The following is a 19,369-nucleotide window of genomic DNA, read 5'->3' on the forward strand; positions in this document are numbered from 1 at the left end:
AAGACGAGTGGCAATGGCTCTGCGCGCTGGTGCGCCTAGCGAGGCGCTAGTTTCGCTTCAGCACCTGCTCGCTATCGAAGATCCCTTTAGCGAAGATTTCCGGCGTATCAATTTCGGCGACTGGGCGTCAATTCACGTTTATTTGCCGCACCCCGAAGTGGATTCCAGCATCACCCCTCCATTTCTGGAGGCCTTCCTAGAGCTTCAGAGGCAGTTATATCTGCTCGCGGCGCAAGCGGCGAGCGGCTCACCTGACAGCAGTCAACTATCCGATGAAATCAAACGACGGCTTCAAATCAGTGTCGTTGTCTCCGGAGGAAGCGCCGATTACGTCACCAAGCTTTCCAGCCTGCCCAGGAGCTTTTGAAAACAATGGTTGGCAAGATGACAGGACAGCAGGCTGCTGTTGTCGTTCTAGGCATCGTGTTCTTGATCGGCACGGATGGTCGTTCAGCGCGTAGCTTGAGCAACGCAAGATTGTCCAGATTGAGGAGTTGAAGAGTAAGGACCATGTAGCGGCTCTCAAGGCCCTAAGCCTGAACGGCTCTTCACAACTTGAAACTATGAACAAGATTATCAGTATTGTTGAAAAACAAGGAGATATCGGTAAGCGAGCGACCGAAGCAGCAACGGCCACCAACGATGCTATCTTGAAGGCGGCGTCAAAGACGCCACAGACCGTCATCAACGCGACACATCTCAGTCAGCACGAGGCCGAACTACTTAGGACTTCGCCGCGAAAAAAGCTGAGGTCAGAATTGCTATCCAGCGAATGAGAGTTCTGGATGTGAACTCAAGCGATCCGAATGAACTAAGCATCTTGATTGCGACGCCGGACAAGGAAACTCAGTACCGAATTAAATTCACAGACAGCCTGTTCGGACAGGACGACAGAAGGCGTCTTTAGAGGCGCTCGATAGCAGAGAGTCGATTTGGATGGAGTTCGCGTTCAAGGAGGTGGATGGAGACGTTAGATCAGCAGAACTGATCAAGACGAGAGGGCCTCCCAAGGCTGCCTCTGCCGCCGAAGATTAATGAGTTAGCCGTTGATTGTGCCATCCCACTACTTCTCCTTCAGGTATCTTTCGACCTTCTTCACGGACACCCCCGACAGCGCGAACAGCTCCCGCGAGCGCTTGCCCCGATACGCCAAAGCGCTTTTTCCAGTACTCTTTTTCATAATCCTCATTGAGGTTGATGCGGCTGCGGTCGCTAAGCTGTTTTGCTTTTGTCGTCAGCCATCTCTTCACTCCCTCTGTGGTTATTCTCGTCACCCAAACATCGCCGTGATCTTCTTCGCTTGGCCGCTCACCGTCAAAAATCTGAGTGGGCAAGTAGGGCGAGTCCCATCTGTGATCCTATTGATGGGTGCCGTAGCGATTGCCGGTTCTGGAGTTCGCGTAAGTGCCGCCACGGTGAGAAGAGCCGGTCGCCCAGCGAAGCTTCCCCCGTGGCTGGTTGTATGGTGTCCGACGCCGTAGCTGACGGGACCTCGTGCGATCCGCCGCGAGCGAGGGCATGCTCATTAAGAGCGAGAAGCGTCATCAATGCTACGATCGTTGCAAGCGCTTTGGTCATTCGATCCGCCGTTTACTGACACTCTGGTAAGGCCAAGAGGTTGTCGTTGTAATAGCCGTCTGCGTGCGTGCGGACGTACTTGCCGTTTGAGCCATCAACGACACCGACTTCGGCGCGTTTCCCACCCACCTCGTGAAGAAGGTATTTGAGCCTTGTTCATAAAGAGGATCACCTGCGATCTGGGCCACTTCACCCGATGCCACCGAGATGCGTGATCCTCTCGTGAGTATCGTTTCTGGGTTGCTTGTTAATGCATGTCACCTGAATATCGGGCATCCGAAATCCTTGGTTGAAATCCGCTCAATCAAAGCGCAACCGAAGCGAGAAGGCAAGTCGAGGTGCACCTGATTTCGCCAATATATTTAGTTGGGATATCAAGCGGCGCCAAGAGGTCTGGGAGGAAATTAACGTCTCGGCAAAGGCGATTGGTGGTCGCGCCTCTGCAGCCGCCAGGGGAGGGCGGTTGATCAAGCAAACGCAAATCTGCGTTTGCTACAGCAACGGCAAAGTCGAGTGAGAAGTCCTTGCGCACCGCGGCGAAGCACTCGACCCCGACTCCACAAGATCGCTGGCACCAGTCTTCGTAAGGGCGTCGAGATGGACGCGCTTTCGTCTGCAGAGCTAATCGTCTTAAGTGGGCAGCTTAGACTTCGGGAATAGGCCGGCCACCAATCCTGGTAGGTGCCTTGAAGTCCTTCTCCGCGATACAGTTTGGAGGGCACGCCCATGGACTGCCATCCGCGCGGGCCGTGCTGGTCAGCTTTGCTAGGCAAACGGCAGGGCCGGCCACTGAAGTTGGCGGCGCGTGATAGGGACAGCGCTTCGTGCTTGCCACGCCCCAAGGCGCCGAGTCACGTTGTTGCTAACTTCACTGGCAGCGCGGGCGCGATAGGGACAGCGTTCGGCTACGCGTTTCACCGACGCCGAGTCGCGCTCGCGCTGCTTCCGTGGCGAAGATGGCTCATTGTGCCCTGTGTTTTTCGCCCCACCGGTGGCAAATAGGATTTTAGTTGGCTCACGGAGCACGGTGATCTGAAGCAGCATCTCCAATATACCAATGCCGGCCGCATGGAGAGTGTAGCGATGGCGAAGGACCCTGACGGCCTCGGGCGTGTCGCAGAGATCGAAATCGACAAGTCGGCCGCGATCTTAGTTGAGCAGATCGATGGTGAGATCACTGTCGCCATCGCCAGCGCTGTGAGCGTTTATTTGCAGTTAACGGCAGATCAGGCGCGCAAGCTCTCTCGTGCCTTAGCTGTAGCCGCGAAGAATGCGGAGAAATTCCAAACCGTGACGAGAACGCAAGGCGCGATGTCGTAGGATTGACATTTGTTTGCCCTTACGTAGCCGCGACTCAGGGGACGCATCCGGCGACGGCCTCTGGCCAGGTCGCTTTGAGCAGACAGCCGATAGCATTCAGGCGGCGTAAGCGATGTTCTGAGGGCGCCAGTTCCAAGGCAGGAGTTCGTGGATGCGCTTGGCGGGATGATCCGGCAGGCAGGCGAGCACGTCGGCGAGCCAGGCCTGTGGATCGATGCCGTTGAGTTTGGCGGTGGCGATGAGGGTGTAGATTGCCGCCGCACGCCGGCCGCCCCCATCGGAGCCGGCGAAGGTCCAATTTCTTCGGCCCACAGCGACAGCCCGCAGCTCGCGTTCAGCGGCGTTGTTCGACATGCAAAGCCGTCCGTCCTCAAGGAAGCGGCTAAATGCTTCCCAGCAGCTGGGGCAGTAATTGATCGCCTTGGTCGTGTCGTTGTTCCTGGAGAGGTTGGCGCGCTGCTCGTGCAACCACGCCTCCAGCTCGACGATCAGGGGGCGGCTACTCTCCTTGGCGCACACGCAAACGCTCCTGCGCAGCAAGTCCGTTGATCTCGCGCTGGATGGCGAACAGGACATCGATGCGCTTGACCGCCTCGGCCGCGATCGGCGCCGTACTGAGCCGCGCTAAATCGAAGAACTTACGCCGGCCGTGTGCCCAGCATGCCGCCTCGATAATCGGGCCCCCTTTGCGATTGACTTCGTAGAGCCTGCCAAAGCCGGCATAGGCATCGGCCTGCATCAGTCCGGCATAGCCCGCCAGATGCTGCTCCGGATGCGCACCGCCACGATCAGGCGAGTAGAAGAACACAGCTGCCGGCGGATCTGGGCCGGCGAACGGGCGATCGTCGCGCACATAGGTCCAGAGCCGGCCGGTCCGGGTCTTGCCCTTGGCCAGGACCGGCACCGTGGTGTCGTCGGCATGGATGCGCTCGGCCGCGAAGACGTGGCTTCGGATTGCATCGACCAGCGGCATCAGGGTTGCCGCGGAAGCGCCCACCCAGTTCGCCAGCGTCGAGACATCGAGGTCGACGCCTTCGCGCTGGTAGTCGTCGCTCTGACGATTGAGCGGCAGATGCAGGCCGTACTTGGCGAACAGGATATGGGCCAGCAGCTTTGGCCCTGCACGCCCGCGCGCAATCGGATGCGAGGGGGCCGGCGGCTGGGTGATCGCTTCGCAGGCCCGGCAGACGAGCTTCTCGCGCACGTGCTGGATCACCTTCCACTGGCGCGGAACGAGCTCCAGCGTCTCGGTCACGTCCTCGCCAATCTTGCGCAATCGGCTGTCGCCGCAATGGGCAGATCGCAGGTGTCGGATAGACGATGCGCTACCGTGGCAGATGCTCCGGCAGTGGCCGGCGGGCTGGCTTGCGGCGCTCGAACGATGGCACCGCAATCTTCTCGGCTGCCATCTGCGCTGTGGTCGCAGCTTGCGCCGCGTTCTCCTCCAGGTCGGCGAGCTGTAGCTCGAGCTGGTCCAGCAATGCGCCCCGCTCAGAGGACTGTCCGAACTGCTCGTGCCGGAGCTTCTTGATCGTGAGCTTGAGCTTCTCGATCAGCAAGGTCCCCGCCTGGGCTTCGGCTTCCGCGGCCAACCGGGCCGCTCGCTCGGCGCGCAGCATCGCCTGCAGCGTGGTCACATCGTCGGGAAGAGAATCATCGGCGCCCATCGCCGACCAGAGAATCACAAGACGCGGTCTCTGTCCGAACCGCTGATCGTGCCACCGATTAAAATCCCAGCGATCAGCCAGCCGCCTGCGGTCGCCAGGTATGTTGCGGCATCCGCCAGTCGATGCCCTCCAGCAGGTAGCCAAGCTGGGCGGGGGTGATTGTCACCACGCCATCAGCCGACGACGGCCACAGGAAGCGGCCGCGCTCCAGCCGCTTGGCATAAAGCGACATGCCCAGTCCATCGTGCCAAAGGATATTGATCAGCTTGCCCGCTTTTGCCACGGAACACGTAGAGATCGCCGCCGTGCGGGTCTCGCTTGAAGGCTTCCTGCACCAGCAAGCCCAGCGAGTTCATGCCGCGACGCATATCGGTGTGGCCGGTCGCAATCCACACCCGCACGCCCGACGCAACGGGAATCACCGCAGGCGTCCATCTGCCAGCGCCGCCACGGCGGCCTTCAGCGTCGCCGCGTCGACCGCGCCCGTGATCCGCATCCGAGCCCCGGCAGCAAACTCGATCTCGATCGACCCGCCGCTGCTGGCCGGCGTGGCTGGACAAGGCGTCGGCCCTGATTCCGCGACCACCATCGCCGGTACGAAGCCCGGTTGATCGGCGGCATCCTTCGGCTCCGGCCGAAACGACCGTCGCCACGCAGCAGCAATGAACGCGACACGCCATACCGCCGCGCTGTTGCCGCGACTTGGCGCGGCGCCTGTAAGCTCTCCAGAACGATCTTGAGCTTCTCATCCTCGGACCAGCGCCGCCGCCGGCCCGTGTCCACCACCTCAAGCCGTTCGACTTGGGCACTGCGCCTATCACTGTCCATAAGGACAGTTCTCAACAAAACGCCTCATTCGGCAAGGCGGCCTTCACCGGAGGGATACGCTCGATCGGTATCTGGACGATCCGAAACTCACGGCAGCAGGCTACGATTATAAGGATTTCTTCCCAGCACTACGGAATGCACTGGTCTGGGAGATCAAGGAAGGGCAGATCGAGACGGGAAACGGCCAACGGTGGACGATCCCGCATGGTTTTGAGAACATCCAGCTGTTCCACCGTAAGGACATACTCGACAAGTACGCCATCAAGGTGCCGACGAATCCACCAGAGATGTCGTCAGCCGCCTGCTAAAAACTGAAGGCTGCCGTCGCAGCGATCACACCTTTGGGTGTGCGCGGTGTGCTGCTTTTGGAGCAGCATCGAACCCGACCGGGGGTGTTCACGCGGACGATTGGGTGGGGCGTAAATATGCCGCCTCCCGTTTCCCGCCTTCATCAACTTTCAGCGATAGTTCGCAGTCGGGAAGAGATCTCAGAGAGATTGATCATCTGCTTCAACTCGTTGGCTGATTGACACCCCTCTCCGAAAGCGGCGAGCGTCAGACCGTTCGGGCTGAAAGGCCTCAACTAGAACTAGTAGGGCGCTCGCAGGATCACTGTCGCCGCATACGAAAACATCGGCGGCTGCGTAGGACTTCTCAGGCCAAGTATGCAAAGTCATGTGCGATTCAGCCAATAGGGCTATTGCGGAGACGCCATGACCCGGACAAAACTTGTGAACATGAATGTGGAGTAGTGTCGCGCCCGCCGCACGGATGGCTTTTCGAATTGCGTTTTCTGCGAGGGCCGAATCGTCGAGGTTCTTCGCTCCCCATAGCTCGATTAGCATATGTGTCGCACCAGTAGACAGAGTCGGTAGGACATCCTCGTTATCGATAGGCACTAAGGAATCTCCATTGAAATATCGGCCCAAGAAGCTGAGCTATTCGGGGGGGCGGTGACGAGCTGATCAGGCGCTCGGTCTCAATGCCATCGTTGACTCTAAAAACCGCGACGTTTGGCAACTGTTTGGTGCCTTTGAGCAGCCGCCAGGCCCTTGATGCGGCGATCATCAACTGGAACACCAATGGCTTGGCGGCGGCCGGCTTGTCAGGAGGTGGCTTGTGCGCCAAAAGCTGACCCACGCGGTCGGCTTCGGTGAGGCGACGAGGCCGGCATTTTGTGCCGTCGTGGACGGCGCCTCGGGCTTCGAATGAGACCAAACATCTAGCTATTCTCCCGCCAGTTAGAGCCGATCTGACCGCTGCCTGGTACATAGGAGCGACGCCGCCATAGTGTGACGGAAGGTAGGGATTACTGAAGGCGTCTCGCCGGTAACCACCGCCGGCGCGCCCGTGAAGATATCCTCCGGACCAATTCCACGGGGCCGGAGCCAGTGCGCCTGCTGGCTCAAGATCCGCCGAATCGAATGCACCTCTTGCGACAAACGCAATCGTTGTCGCTCCCCGAAAACAAACTCGACATCGCATCCAGCACTCCGCGGCCCTTTCTCGATCGATCAACCGAGCACCTTCTGTCACCGGTGATGGCGCCGTGAACAAAGCAAGCAGCGTGCCGCTTGGAAATGGTGATGGTCCAGTTACGTCGCGCCACGTGCATGCGACAAGTCGTGGACAAGGGTCTTGGATCTGACAATCGCGCTGTAGGCTTCAACACATACTTCGCAGTAGAAAATCGCCTCCTCTGTTGGAATCCAGGAGACGTCGATCTCGCCTCCAATCAATATCATGGGAGCGGAGCCTGCCTGGACGCTACACTCGACCACCCGCAGAGTACCTGCAGTGCATGGTTCTGCACGCCGACAACTGGTTACGCTGTCCACACTTGTCTCATTATAGCCAAGAGCGTCAAACTGCGTGAGCGCTCAAGCATTGCGCTCCAGATGACCATTTAAACAGCCATTGTGGAAAATGTTACATGCCTCTGTGTCGGGTATAGCGCAATCCGCGTACTGACTTGCGTGCTTCCAGCCAACCGACAGCCGGTGCGCCTAGTCCGCCTTCGTGAGGAGAGCGCCAAACTATAGGCCAGACGCTAATGCAAAAAATCGCAAGCCGCAACGAGTCTGGGCTGATTGGTTTTGATCCACGCATGACATCGCGAGTCAACTACAAGATCCGGTAGATGCGAACGCCAATTTGAGGCCTTAGCTTCCGGCCGTGTTCTCCTGCCGATCATCAGGAACATCAGAGAGCGGAACGACGAAGCCAAGAACGAGCAACAAGAACGAGCAAAACGGCGCTATATGATTCGCAAATCACGGGGCTACGGAACGCAGGTCTCGAGCGGAATCCTCACTGTTCTAATTTAGTGCCGAGCAGGCGATGGATGGCGGGACGGGTATGCCGACGGAAGATCGATCAGCAAAAAATCGACTTGTGGAACCTCAACCGATCGATGTGATCACGCTGATCGATGCCCTTGCAAGATCGGATCCCGAGAGGGACGCGCTGAGGTTCGGCGCAAACAAACTCAGTTACAGGGCACTACGATCAAAATCGGATGTCCTCGCAAGGAGATTACGAGAGCAGGGCGCTCACGGCTCGGTGATCGGTTATTGGGGGGAGCGAAACCTCGACTGGGCAACGGCGGTCGTCGCAATTCTGAAGGCTGGATCAACGTACCTACCGCTTGATCCATCGTTACCAGCGGCTCGTACATCATTCATGATCGAGCAGAGTCGCTGCGCTTTGATTGTTGGGCCAAATCAGCTGGATTCGCTTAGGCCATTCCAGGCGGGCAGCAAGTGCTCCACCCGATTCGTAACGATTGAGGCGACGCTGCGGGAGAGTGAGGCGTCGTCTGTTCTTCCGTCATTGAGCGACGATGGGCACGCCTACATTCTGTTTACGTCCGGTTCTACGGGGCAGCCTAAAGGCGCAATGATTGAGCGTGCAGCCTTAAACAATCATTTGGCGGCAAAAAGTGATGCTCTAACCCTCACTTGGACGGATTGCGTCGCGCAGACGGCATCGCACTCCTTTGACATCTCGCTGTGGCAGCTTCTGGCAGGACTTTGCGTCGGAGGCTGCACCGCGATCATTGATGATGTGACGATGCAATCGCCAGTATCGCTTCTTCAAGCCATTCAAGGACACGGCGTGACCGTCGTTCAATTCGTTCCATCGATGCTTGGGATATTTGTTGAATATCTGCAGTCCCTTCCGGCGGCTCAGCGAGCTTTGGACAGCTTGCGGATTATTTCTACGGTCGGAGAAGCTCTAACACCCGGACTAGCACGGGCGTGGCTTGCCTTATATCCTCGTGCCCCCATTCTTAACCATTACGGACCGACCGAGTGCGGGGACGGCGTCACCCACCATCTGGTCTCCGTGCCGCCTGCGCTGTCTGACACTTATGTGCCGATCGGAAGACCGATTTCTAACCTGAAGGTTTTTGTCGCGGACGGGGCGCGCCTGTGCAACACGGAAGAGGTCGGTGAAATCTGTGTTAGCGGCGTTGGTGTGGCTGGCGGTTACGTCAATGACGATGTCCGTACCAAGGAGGCTTTTGGGCCAAATCCGTTCTCGGATGACCCGTCATACCAGTCCCTATACAGGACAGGTGATCTCGGGCGCGTCCGTTCCGACGGTCTCTTGGAGTGTCTCGGTCGACGGGACCGTCAAGTCAAAATACGCGGGCACAGAATTGAGCTCGGAGAAATCGAGGCCAGACTCTCCACACATGAATTGGTACGTGGCGCCGTGGTGGTCGCCTCAGTCTGCACAGGCGTAAAGCTTACCGCGAGAGACATCGTCGGGGCTGAGGAGGGTACGGGATTCAAGCGACTGATCGCGTATGTGTTGGCTCCGACTGAACTAGGGGAGGGCGAGCTTCAGAATTATCTTGCCGAAGCGCTGCCCAGCTACATGCTCCCAGAAAGGATCATCCATGTCGGCGGAATTCCACTGACTCGAAACGGAAAGGTCGACCTTGGGGCGTTGCCGGATCCGACCAATATTCGCCCCCCACTGCCGACGCCATTCGAGGAGCCGCAAACTGAGCTCGAAGCCAAGCTGTGTCAAATTTGGTCCGGCATTCTGCGTATTGCGAACGTTGGCGTGAATGACCAGTTCATAAGCCTCGGCGGAGACTCGCTTCGGGCGGTGCTCATATTGGGCCAGGTGCAGACCCTGCTCGGAGTGCGACCGGATTTCAAACTGATCGTGAATGGAACGATCCGATCTCTTGCGGCGTCGATCTCTGCCCGACTCGAATCCAAACTGTGCCCAGCCCCTAAGTGCGGCACGCTTACGCGATCGCCTCTGACGCGAGTTCAGGAGCACCTTTGGTTTCTTTCGCAGCTCGATCCGTCTGCCAAAAACTACATCATACAAGGGGGCCTGCGAATAAGAGGCGTTATCGATCTGGCCGCGTTCGAGCGCGCCTGGACCGATGTTGTTCGTTCCCATCAGGCGCTTTCGGCACGCTTCATCGACGAGAACGGTCCGGTTCAGGTTTTCGATGACCCGCAACGCGTAAGTCTTGAAGTGGCTGATGCATCTCATCTCTCGGCGGAGGAAGCTGAGGAGCTAATTGCACAGTTACGGCGAACGGAGATGAATGGCAGCTTTGATCTTACCCAAGGCTATCTGTTTCGTGCGCGCATGATACGATTTAGCGCTGATAGACATCTCGTACTGATCACCGCTCACGAAATCATCATCGATGCCTGGTCGATCTCCGTTCTGCTCAGGGATCTTCGACAAAGGTACGAAAATCCCGCGGCGTTCGTGCCAGAGAACCGCATCACACTTTCGACCTACGCGGTCTGGGAGACAAAACACACAACGCCAGAGACACTGGTCAATCAACGAAGTTATTGGCGTCGTCAGATTGGTGATGATCCGCCGGTGCTTTCTCTTGCAACGAGACGGGTGCGGCGCCAGCCAAATTCCTATCGCGGCGCCTCGCATGCGGTGCTGCTTGGCCGCGAGCTCTCCAACCAGATACGGGAGTTTGCGCGGCGACATAGGTGCACCACGTCGACAACACTCCTCGCGTGCTTCAAGCTGCTGCTGCGGATGTATAGTGGTCAGGACGACATTATCGTTGGCATACCGCACGTCGTACGTGATCAACCCGGCAGCGCCGAAATTGTCGGCTTTCTTCTGAATATGCTGCCAATCCGCACCGCGATCGATGTCCACAAGTCCTTTGCGGTTCATGCCTGCCGCATCCAGGACCTAGTCAGTAGTGCCATCGCAAATTCAGCATATCCGTTCAGCTGGATGGTGAGGGATACCCGTCTGTACCGCGAAGCGGAACGATCACCGATCTTCCAAGTCATGTTCAACATGTACTCCGAAGCCGCGGAACCACCTGGCCTAAATGAGTTGGATTTGACGTTCCGTGAATACGACACCGGCTATGCAAAATTCGATCTGACACTATACGCACAAGATCAGGGCGATGAAATTGCCCTCCAGCTAGCGTATGCGGAAGACGTATTTTCCGGCGATCTGATTGTTCGCATGGCCGAAAATCTGCGCTGCCTGATTGCAGCGTGCATTGAGAACTCGCTTGCGCCCATTAAAGATCTGAGCGTCCTCAGTGCGTCAGACGTCACTATGCTCGACTCGCTGAATAGCTCGGCGCAGCCATATGAGACTGAATGTCCAATTGTCGAGGCGTTCGAGCAAACCAGCGTCTCGAATGGGAGCAGGGTGGCATACTTTGGTGATTTCGGTGAGATCACGTTCGGCCAACTGCGTGAGCGCGTTGCAGCTATCAGGTCGCTACTGCGGGCTTCGGACGTGGGGGCTGACGATGTGATTGCCATGCTGGTCGATCGGTCGCCAGACGTGGCCGCTGTTATCCTAGCGGCACGAGCTTTGCGCTCCATTGTTGTTCCTATATCGCCGAATTATCCGCGCGATCGGATCGAAGATATCCTGCGAGATTGTCAAGCAAAGCTTTTAGTTCACGCAAATGCCGCTGAACTTGGTGTTGACTTACCGTCGGTCTGTCTATTGACCCTACAAGGGGCCATCGCACCCACGCAGGACTTTGAATACTGCGACAAGCGAACAGATCAGGGAATTTCAAACCTTATATACACGTCGTCCTCAACCGGGAAGCCGAAAGGGGTTGCTATACCGGAATCCGCAATTCTCAATCGACTGAACTGGATGTGGCGACGCTTTCCCTTCGATTGTACTGACGTTCTGGTTGTTCAGAAGTCAGCGTCACTTGTTGCGTCCGTTTGGGAGTACTTTGGGGGACTTCTCAAGGGTGTGCCTACGCTGATCCTAACCCATGAGCAGATGCTAGATCCAGATCTGTTGCTATGCGCATTGGCAGAACATCGCGTGACACGCTTATTTGCCTCGCCGCCTCTCCTGTCCGGCGTCATCGCGTCCCAAGAACGGCACCGGCGACCGACCGCCTTGCGGCTGGTCACAAGCAGCGCCGAACCGATGCCTTCCTCGCTCCCCGTTCGCTGGCGTGCGAACTTCCCGAACGTGCCGTTGTGGAACTTCTATGGTGCTACGGAATGTGCATCCAATGCAGCAGTCTACGAAGCATCGGATTCCTACGACGAATCGTCGCTCGTCCCTGTCGGGCGCCCAATCGATAACGTCAAGCTCTACGTGCTCGACCCTCAGTTGAAGAAAGTCCCTGTTGGAGCCGCCGGCGAACTCTGCATCGCCGGACGCTGCGTGAGCGCCGGGTACTGGCGAGATCAAGATCGTACCAATCGCTCTTTCGTGCCTAATCCGTATGATGAGGGTCAGTACGGCGTTCTTTATCGAAGCGGTGACGTCGCACGTATCTCAACAAGAGGGCTTCTCGAGATCTGCGGCCGATCGGACAACCAGATCAAAGTACGAGGCTTTCGGATCGAATTGGAGGAGGTCGAAACCACTCTTGAGGCTCATCCGGCAATCGCCAAGGCCGCGGTCGTCGCAGACGGCATTGATAACCATCGCCGCCTGACCGCTCTCGTTGTTCCGGCTCGCGACGGCTTAAGCTCCGGAGATATTGTCGCCCGCCTGCGCCAATCATTGCCGTCCTACATGATTCCCGCCGCCTTCCGTTTGGTTGACAGTATCCCTCTTACCGCGAGCGGGAAGATAGATCGTTCTCGCCTGTCGTCCGTTCCTCACCGCGAGGTTGGGCCAACTCCAACTGCTGAGCCTCGCACGAGCAAGGAGCGTATTCTTGCTGACATCTGGCAAAATCTATTAGGCGCCAGGTGCGTCGGTCTCGATACGAGCTTCTTCGAGATGGGCGGAGACTCTCTTCTCAGCGTGCGCTGCGTCACGTTGGCGCGCAAAGCCGGGCTGAATTTCACAGTCCGCCAACTCTATCGAACACCGACCATCAGGGAATTGGCGGCAGACGAAGCGACTGCTACATTCCATACCGTTCCTTTCGCGGATGGCTTATCACCAACGACTCCCGTAACCTCATCTTGGAACCGTCTTGCCGGCTTCGATGAGCACTTCAACATCGGAGATCTGTTCTTCTTGCCTAGCGGCGTGCTGAAAATCCAAATGCTGGAGCACGCCCTTAGCTATGTCATGGATAGGCATGAAGGCCTCAGACTCCGTATTGCTCGAACTGCCGATGGTCTATGCCTGACAATCGCACCTTCCGTGGCCGAACGCCTGGTGGAAGAGATCGATCTTGTCGGAATGACGGGCGTACAGCAACGCCAGGCAATCGAGAGCATCTCAGCAAGACGCCAGCATATGTTTCGATTTGACGGCCACATGGCTCTTGTTAACATCACGGCCTTTCGCACAACGGAAAGCGGCGACTACTATCTGCTAATCTTGATGCATCATTTTATAGCGGACGGGATAGGGTATCGACTGTTCCTGGAAGCATTGGATACAGCGTACAAAGTCCTTGCCTCAGGCCGTGCTGTGAGCGCTCCCGTGCAAATGCTCTCTCCCTGGCTGAAGCGCCTTGAGCAATACGCGAACAGCGAAGCGCTAGCCGAGCTCAAATACTGGGAGGGGATTGACTACCATCAGTTCAAGTTCTGCGTGAGCGATACTTCATTAAACAGTGCGAGATTTTCGAAAGTTACCGCGAGAGAGCTGCATTATGCGCGGCTTGAAGGTCGCATGGATGAAGTGAACTGCCGATCCTTTTGGGAAGATCAGGCAAAGTACCATTTAGAGATTGGAAAAAATGCGACAGCTGATCTCTTCAGTATTGCACCTAGATTGGCGCATTGTCAGGACGTTGATGTGTTTCTTGCCGCTATATCTGGCGCCTTTGGACGCGTCTTCGGCAACTACTCGCTATGGATAGATAGCCTTACCTCATTCCGAGGTCAGCTGTTTGACGATTTCGATCCATCTCAGATCATCGGAAATATCAGCGAGCTTGTTCCGCTCCCCTTGAGCCTTTCTGGAAAGGAACATCGCCGCGATCGTGCTCTTTCGATATACCGCCAGCGTCATGCCCTGCCGCGCATGGGAATGGGGTTTCGGGCCCTGAAGTTCCTAAACCGAGATCCAGCGGTGCGGCGACGGATCGATCGCGTGCCCTTACCCAGAATTGGATTGAACTATCGAGCGGGTGTGCAGTGCCATTTTCCACGCCGTCTGTTAGCCAGGGAACCTTCTCCATTCTGGATCGGCGAAGACATGGATGAAGCATCTACGATTCACCTCTTCTGGTTCGACGTCGGATATCACGCCGGACGTCTACAGATTGAGACGAGGTACAATCCAACCGAGGTCAGTTACGAGGTGACCTGCAATCTTTGCAAGGTGTTGCAAGGGGAACTGTTGCAGACGATCAGCGAATTTGAAAGAGCTGGCGACGCTATCATCGATGAATGAGCCAGATGCGGAATTCGCAGTTGAGCGCGATCGCGAGGGGATGCGAAGGAGAAAGACGCATATTGATCTATCGGACTCAAATATCTTGAGCCTAATCTTGCGGCTCGCCATTCCGTCAGTTGTTGGCTTATCAATCAACGCGTTGCAACAGGTCGTAAATGCGATCTTTGTTGGCGCGCTTGGCGCGCAAGCGATCGCAGCTGTCAGTATGACATGGCCGATCGTGGTGTTACTCACCGCCGTCGGACAGGGGATCGGCGTTGGAGCCGGGTCGTCTATATCTCATCGTCTTGGTACGGGTGAGCACCTGGAAGCGAGTCGCGGCGCGAGTACCGCGCTCGCTCTCGCTGCTCCGATCGGCATCGCTGTTACCATTGCTCTGCTTCTAAGCCTGCGAGGTGTCTTCGTAACGCTCGGGGCGACTCCAAGCATCATGTCTGTTGCGCTCGACTACGCGACGACGATTTTGTTCGGGTACACCGTAATGCTTCTAAACATCGTCAACGGCTTTATCGTCAGAGCTGAAGGCAACACACGATTTAGCATGTGGACGATGATCGCGGCCTTTACTCTGAATGCTGTGCTTGATCCCGTGTTCATATTCTTAATGGATCTCGGTGTGCGGGGCGCTGCCCTCGCAACGTTGGTATCTCAGATCGCGGCTATTGGCCTCTATATTGCGTATTTTATGCAGCTTCGCGGGACAGTCCGCATCAGGATATGTCACATCTCGTTCCGACCAGATTCCATCAAGCAACTTGTATTAATAGGAGTACCGGCGACTATGACCAGCATTCTATCTGCTGTCGCCGATATGCTGTTGTACGGAGCTGCTGCGCCGTTCGGCGACGAGGCCATCGCGGCCGTGGGAATTGTTATGCGGATCTTGACGATCGGCTCACTGCCTATCATCGGCTTCTGTATAGGCTCTCAAGCTGTCTTGGGATTCGGTTGGGGCGCGCGCGACTTCGCCCACGTGCTGAAGACCGCGAAGTTTATGCTCTCTATAACCCTGGCCCTCTCCGTTGCGTATTCTGCGGTCGTCGTGAGTTTCGCCCGACCTTTGGTCGGCCTGTTCAGCGATAGCGAGAAGGTCACGGAAATTGCCATCTCAACCTGCATCGTCTTCCATCTCTTTTTTGGTCTTTTTGGTGTTCAGAGTGTCGTAACCACGATGCTTCAATCGTTCGGAAAAGCACGCCTCAGTGCAGTGGTGTCCTTCGCCAGGCAAGGCTATCTCTTCATACCCGCCGTACTGCTATTGCCGGTCATATTGGGCTTCAACGGATTGTTGGTTAGTCAAGCAATCGCTGAGTTGGGCGCTGGAATGATCGCGCTGTTTGTCATGTTCTACCAGTTCGCAGAGCTCAGACGAGCGCTGCGGCAACCGGCTTCGGTCAGGTAGCGCCGTAGCGGGTGGTCGGAAAATGGAGGCGTCCGGCGGGTAGTCCCCAGAGTCCAGTGCGCTGCTGGCGGAATCACGGACAAAGGGAGGGCGACCTTCGTGTCGCACGAGCGGGCGCTTCTGTTTCGCAAGACCATCAATGTCAGTTCGATGGAGAACAGATCTATCTGTCGACCGTCACGGCCAACGGACCGTGGCGGTGAGCGTCCGGAGCGGCATCCCGTCGACTTCGACGGACTGATGCAGGTCGACCTTTCGCATTCGCAGCCGAATACTCCTGAGCGATCCCGCGGCTTCGGCAGTCTCCCGTGAGGCACCGAGCGCTGACAAGAGGGATGAGAGCGCTCGACTCGCTCTAGCATTTCAACGAACGTGAATTCAAGGCGCTCGGTACGATCCGGGTGGGTGGTCGCATGGAAGGCGTCCGTTCTCCCCTACGGCCAACATTGCAGATGAAAGGTTGCGAGCAAAGAAGTAATCCCACTTTCTCTGCGGGAAAGGGTTCGTGATCTTTTGGCAACGGGCACCATCGGCGCGATTGTCGGAGTTGCCGGTGGCAAGGGAAGCGCAGTTTTCGGCGAGCTCGTGTCTGATCTGCCTTATGGCGTCCCTAAGCTACTCGTGAGCAGCGCGAGGCCAGCGCCGTTCGCCGAATTGGCCATCTACAACGACATCATCCTCTACCCGACGATCGTCGATCTCTTCGGGATTAACGCCTTACTGAACGGGTATTGAAGAATGCAGGGCGGGCCATTGCGGCCATGCGATATGTGCCCACGAAGCATGAACGGGAGAAGTAGATCGTTGCGATCACAGCCTTTGGCGTGACGATTGCGGCAAATCAGTGTGTGGCTCGACTCGCCGAGGCTGGCGTAGATGCGATTGTGTTTCCCGCCAACGGGTCGGGTGGCCGTAGAATGGAGGAGCTGATCGTGGGCGGCGAATTCGGCGCTGCGATCGATCTGACAACGACAGAGCTGGCATTTTTCGCAATCCTGGCGCTGACAGGGTTTGGCTCGAAGGGGTGAAGGACAATCTCGGAACACTCGGGTCTGCAAACTGAACTGCCACATCAACGATACCGAATTTGCCGAGACTGCCACCACGTGGGGTCGCGCGAGCGATATTCTGCGCGCTTCGATGGTGTCAGATGGGGCACCTAACAGATCGGATCATGCGGCCAGCGTGTTCGAACATTGTGGCTTTGAAGGGTTTACTCTCGACGAGACTATTTCAATGTGTTTCGGTCACGGCGGCTCCTGGAAAGACCGATATCGCTCCGAGGCAGAACTGATCGCGGATGCAGAGCGATGCTGGAATAAATTCATCTTGCCCAAAGAGGCTGAGCGCGAGGCTAATGCGAGAGCAGCAGAAGCATTCATTGAGAATGCGAGAAGGAAGCGCGATATCCAGGCGCGCGCAAATGCGGTAACCGCGACGCCGTTCATATACCAAGACCCTGCGACGCTGCCTCGACGTGACAACCTCTACGGTGGCCACTTTATCCGAAAGTACGTGTCATCGACGGTGGGCGGAGGTGGCGGAGGCAAGTCATCCCTCGAAATCATCGACGCGTTAGGGATGATCAGTGGCAGTCCGCCGCTTAGCGTCTGGTACGTTAACCTCGAGGACCCGATTGACGAGATACAGCGCAGAGTCACGGCCGCCGCCATGCACCACGACATCAACCCGAAAGTATTGAACGAGAAGCTGTTCGTGGACTCCGGGCGTGATCAATCGTTTGTAGTCGTGACGCAGCGGGGTAGGGAGACGAAAGTCGTCGAGCCGGTGGTGGAGGCGATAATCGCTGAAGTGCGGGGAAAGGGAATTGATGTCTTGATCATTGATCCGTTCGTGTCAACGCACGAAGTTGAGGAGAATGACAACAACAAGATTCAGCAAGTAGCCAACCAATTCACGCGCATCGCTAACGAAACGAATGCATCAGTAGAGTTGGTCCACCACATCAACAAGGCATCAGGGGATGGCAAGTCAGAAGTAACGGCGGTTTCTGGTCGTGGTGCTGGCGCGCTTAAAGATAAGGCGCGTGCGGTGCGGGTAATCAACACTATGAGCGAGAAGGAGGCCAAGAAAGCTGGTATCGATCCCAAAGACCGGTTTTCCTACTTCCGTGTGACCAACGTTAAAGCCAACATGTCGAAGCGATCCGGGCAGGCAGATTGGTACAGGATCGTGTCCGTGAAGCTTGGTAACGGCACGAAATGGTCCGCCGGGGATAGCGTTGGCGTTGTAGAGAAATGGCAGTGGCCGTCTGAAGAAGCTACGGCCAACGACGTTACGACGGAGCAACTTGGCGAACTTAAGCGACGGCTGAGCTTAGCTCCGCACGGAGACAATCACCAGGCGAAGGATTGGGCCGGGTGTGTCTTCGGCGAAGTTCTTGGCCTCGATGCCAAGGCGGACAAGCGCAAAATCGGACTATTGATGAAGGCGCTCGTAACGGCAGGCCACTTCGCCGTAGTCGAACGGAAGTGGACAGGGGGAGGCAACGGCCAATGTTCGAGGGCGCCCCAGACCCCACCACCCACTGGGTGGGGTGGGGAGTGGCGATTCATAACCCCATCCGACACCCCACCACCGCCTTATATCTATAAGGCGGATGGTGGTCGTGTGGTGGCCAGATCGTAACAAGACATCAAAGCCAAGCAATGTGGTCGCATGCAGCGGTCGCAGTGGCATCATTTTGTCTGCAAAGGGAACTAGAGCGTGACAAAAGTACCCAACGTGCTCGAATTCAGCTCAGAGCTAAGAGAAGAAATCGCAAAGGGAGAAGAGATTTCAGGACGGAAACAAGACGCCGAGCGGCGAGCGCATCAACTCAACGAGCGTGTTCGGTCGGGGCCAACTTCTGAAGAGCGAGCAGCCGACGCTGAACGAGTGATGCGGGGAGAGACGCTGCCCGACTTCGACGGTGAACTGGAAAAAGGCGCTGAGAGAATTACACGCGCTAGGCTCAGGACTCATTGATTGAGATAGAAGGCGAGGGAGGCTGCGATGCAGATCGCCGAGAAGAAGGTGTGAGCGCATCGGTCGTAGCGGGTGGCGATGCGTCGCCAATCCTTGAGTTTGGCGAATAGATGTTCGATCTTGTGACGGGAGCGATAGAGGCCTTTGTCGTAGACGAGCGGCTGCTTGCGGCTTCTGGTCGGCGGGATGCATGCTTGCATGCCTTTGGCCTTCAGGGCCGCACGGAACCAGTTGGAGTTGTAGCCGCGGTCTGCGATCAACGCCGAGGCGGGCGGCAGGGCTCCGAGCATCACGCGAGCGCCCTTGCGGTCACTCATCTGGCCTTCCGAGAGCAGCATGACGAGCGGCTTGCCAACGTCGTTGCAGACGACGTGGAGCTTGGAATTCAACCCGCCTTTCGTGCGGCCGATGCAGCGGGAAAGAACCCCTTTTTTAGGAGGCTCGCAGCCGTTCGGTGCGCCTTCAGATGCGTGGAATCGATCATGATGCGCTCTGGCTTCGGTCCTTCCGCCGCCAGGGTGGCAAAGATCCGATTGAACACGCCGAGCCGGCTCCAGCGGATGAAGCGATTGTAGAGCGTCTTGTGCGGACCGTAGCCCCTTCAGCGCGTCCTTCCACTGCAGACCGTTGCGAATGACATAGACGATGCCGCTGACAACGCGGCGGTCGTCGACCCTCGGCACGCCATGCGCCAACGGAAAACACGGCGATATGCGCGCCATCTGGCGCGCGCTGAGCAGAAACAAATCACCCATCAAAGTCT

15 protein-coding genes and 2 pseudogenes are annotated in these 19,369 nt (G+C 57.1%); 9 read left to right on the forward strand and 8 right to left on the reverse strand.

All coding sequences use genetic code 11. The features are described from left to right. The first annotated feature begins 7 nt into the window (after positions 1 to 7). A complete protein-coding gene (locus NLM15_RS08295) occupies positions 8 to 367 on the forward strand; it encodes a hypothetical protein (RefSeq protein ID WP_254116471.1) in 360 nt (119 codons plus the stop codon). Positions 368 to 494: 127 nt separating this feature from the next. Next, on the forward strand, positions 495 to 776 hold the full coding sequence (locus NLM15_RS08300) for a hypothetical protein (RefSeq protein ID WP_254116472.1): 282 nt from the start codon (positions 495 to 497) through the stop codon (positions 774 to 776). Between the two features lie 255 nt (positions 777 to 1,031). Here NLM15_RS08300 and NLM15_RS08305 read toward each other — a convergent pair whose 3' ends face one another. Next, on the reverse strand, positions 1,032 to 1,334 hold the full coding sequence (locus NLM15_RS08305; RefSeq protein ID WP_254116473.1) for a DUF3606 domain-containing protein: 303 nt from the start codon (positions 1,332 to 1,334) through the stop codon (positions 1,032 to 1,034). Between the two features lie 256 nt (positions 1,335 to 1,590). Beyond that, positions 1,591 to 1,707: a DUF3892 domain-containing protein gene (locus NLM15_RS43990; RefSeq protein WP_375166828.1), complete on the reverse strand. Its 117-nt coding sequence runs from the start codon at positions 1,705 to 1,707 to the stop codon at positions 1,591 to 1,593. Positions 1,708 to 2,661: 954 nt separating this feature from the next. Between NLM15_RS43990 and NLM15_RS08310 the strand changes: the two genes are divergently transcribed. Continuing rightward, positions 2,662 to 2,898 carry a hypothetical protein gene (locus NLM15_RS08310; protein ID WP_254116474.1) on the forward strand — a complete coding sequence of 79 codons (237 nt, stop codon included), beginning with the start codon at positions 2,662 to 2,664 and terminating at the stop codon, positions 2,896 to 2,898. Positions 2,899 to 2,994: 96 nt separating this feature from the next. Here NLM15_RS08310 and NLM15_RS08315 read toward each other — a convergent pair. From NLM15_RS08315 to NLM15_RS08325, 3 genes and pseudogenes are all read right to left on the reverse strand, one after another. Further along, a pseudogene (locus NLM15_RS08315) lies at positions 2,995 to 4,565 on the reverse strand (IS66 family transposase). A gap of 73 nt (positions 4,566 to 4,638) precedes the next feature. Further along, complete coding sequence (gene tnpB, locus NLM15_RS08320; protein WP_208068039.1) at positions 4,639 to 4,797, reverse strand: IS66 family insertion sequence element accessory protein TnpB; 159 nt, start codon at positions 4,795 to 4,797, stop codon at positions 4,639 to 4,641. Continuing rightward, the gene (locus NLM15_RS08325; RefSeq protein ID WP_254124180.1) at positions 4,739 to 4,906 is read right to left on the reverse strand and encodes a hypothetical protein; all 168 of its coding nucleotides are present in this window, start codon (positions 4,904 to 4,906) and stop codon (positions 4,739 to 4,741) included. Before NLM15_RS08325 ends, tnpB begins: the two co-directional genes overlap by 59 nt. Here NLM15_RS08325 and NLM15_RS08330 point away from each other — a divergent pair. Then, entirely contained in the window at positions 4,832 to 5,176 is a 345-nt protein-coding gene (locus tag NLM15_RS08330; RefSeq protein WP_254124745.1) for a hypothetical protein, read from the forward strand. The two genes, NLM15_RS08325 and NLM15_RS08330, sit on opposite strands and share 75 nt — an antisense overlap. Positions 5,177 to 5,276: 100 nt before the next feature. On the opposite strand, the pseudogene NLM15_RS08335 reads toward NLM15_RS08330, so the two are convergent. Continuing rightward, positions 5,277 to 5,393 (reverse strand): annotated as a pseudogene (locus NLM15_RS08335) (IS66 family insertion sequence element accessory protein TnpB); the annotation flags it as partial. Between the two features lie 488 nt (positions 5,394 to 5,881). Then, positions 5,882 to 6,238: an adenosylmethionine decarboxylase gene (speD, locus tag NLM15_RS08340; protein ID WP_254124181.1), complete on the reverse strand. Its 357-nt coding sequence runs from the start codon at positions 6,236 to 6,238 to the stop codon at positions 5,882 to 5,884. A gap of 1,495 nt (positions 6,239 to 7,733) precedes the next feature. Here speD and NLM15_RS08345 point away from each other — a divergent pair. From NLM15_RS08345 to NLM15_RS08365, 5 genes are all read left to right on the forward strand, one after another. Further along, positions 7,734 to 14,213: a non-ribosomal peptide synthetase gene (locus tag NLM15_RS08345; RefSeq protein WP_254116475.1), complete on the forward strand. Its 6,480-nt coding sequence runs from the start codon at positions 7,734 to 7,736 to the stop codon at positions 14,211 to 14,213. Beyond that, positions 14,179 to 15,618, forward strand: a complete 1,440-nt coding sequence (locus NLM15_RS08350; RefSeq protein WP_309143588.1) for an MATE family efflux transporter — start codon at positions 14,179 to 14,181, stop codon at positions 15,616 to 15,618. The genes NLM15_RS08345 and NLM15_RS08350 overlap by 35 nt, the downstream gene beginning before the upstream one ends. 513 nt (positions 15,619 to 16,131) lie before the next feature. Then, positions 16,132 to 16,353, forward strand: coding sequence for a Tm-1-like ATP-binding domain-containing protein (locus NLM15_RS08355; protein WP_254116476.1), 222 nt, complete (start codon positions 16,132 to 16,134; stop codon positions 16,351 to 16,353). A 113-nt stretch (positions 16,354 to 16,466) separates the two neighbouring features. After that, the gene (locus NLM15_RS08360) at positions 16,467 to 16,646 is read left to right on the forward strand and encodes a Tm-1-like ATP-binding domain-containing protein (protein WP_254124183.1); all 180 of its coding nucleotides are present in this window, start codon (positions 16,467 to 16,469) and stop codon (positions 16,644 to 16,646) included. A gap of 208 nt (positions 16,647 to 16,854) precedes the next feature. After that, positions 16,855 to 18,267 carry an AAA family ATPase gene (locus NLM15_RS08365; RefSeq protein WP_254116477.1) on the forward strand — a complete coding sequence of 471 codons (1,413 nt, stop codon included), beginning with the start codon at positions 16,855 to 16,857 and terminating at the stop codon, positions 18,265 to 18,267. Positions 18,268 to 18,599: 332 nt separating this feature from the next. On the opposite strand, the gene NLM15_RS08370 is transcribed toward NLM15_RS08365, so the two are convergent. Further along, positions 18,600 to 19,361 (reverse strand): IS5 family transposase, encoded by a 762-nt coding sequence (locus NLM15_RS08370; RefSeq protein WP_254116478.1) that lies wholly within the window; start codon positions 19,359 to 19,361, stop codon positions 18,600 to 18,602. Positions 19,362 to 19,369: the final 8 nt, after the last annotated feature.

It is taken from the genome of Bradyrhizobium sp. CCGB20, assembly GCF_024199855.1.
GTDB lineage: Bacteria > Pseudomonadota > Alphaproteobacteria > Rhizobiales > Xanthobacteraceae > Bradyrhizobium.

Coding starts and splice junctions, on each gene's coding strand:
- NLM15_RS08310 (WP_254116474.1), top strand. CDS start 2,662: ATGGCGAAGGACCCTGACGGCCTCGGGCGTGTCGCAGAGATCGAAATC.
- tnpB (WP_208068039.1), bottom strand. CDS start 4,797: ATGTCGCTTTATGCCAAGCGGCTGGAGCGCGGCCGCTTCCTGTGGCCG.
- speD (WP_254124181.1), bottom strand. CDS start 6,238: ATGCTAATCGAGCTATGGGGAGCGAAGAACCTCGACGATTCGGCCCTC.
- NLM15_RS08345 (WP_254116475.1), top strand. CDS start 7,734: ATGGATGGCGGGACGGGTATGCCGACGGAAGATCGATCAGCAAAAAAT.
- NLM15_RS08365 (WP_254116477.1), top strand. CDS start 16,855: ATGTGTTTCGGTCACGGCGGCTCCTGGAAAGACCGATATCGCTCCGAG.
- NLM15_RS08370 (WP_254116478.1), bottom strand. CDS start 19,361: ATGGGTGATTTGTTTCTGCTCAGCGCGCGCCAGATGGCGCGCATATCG.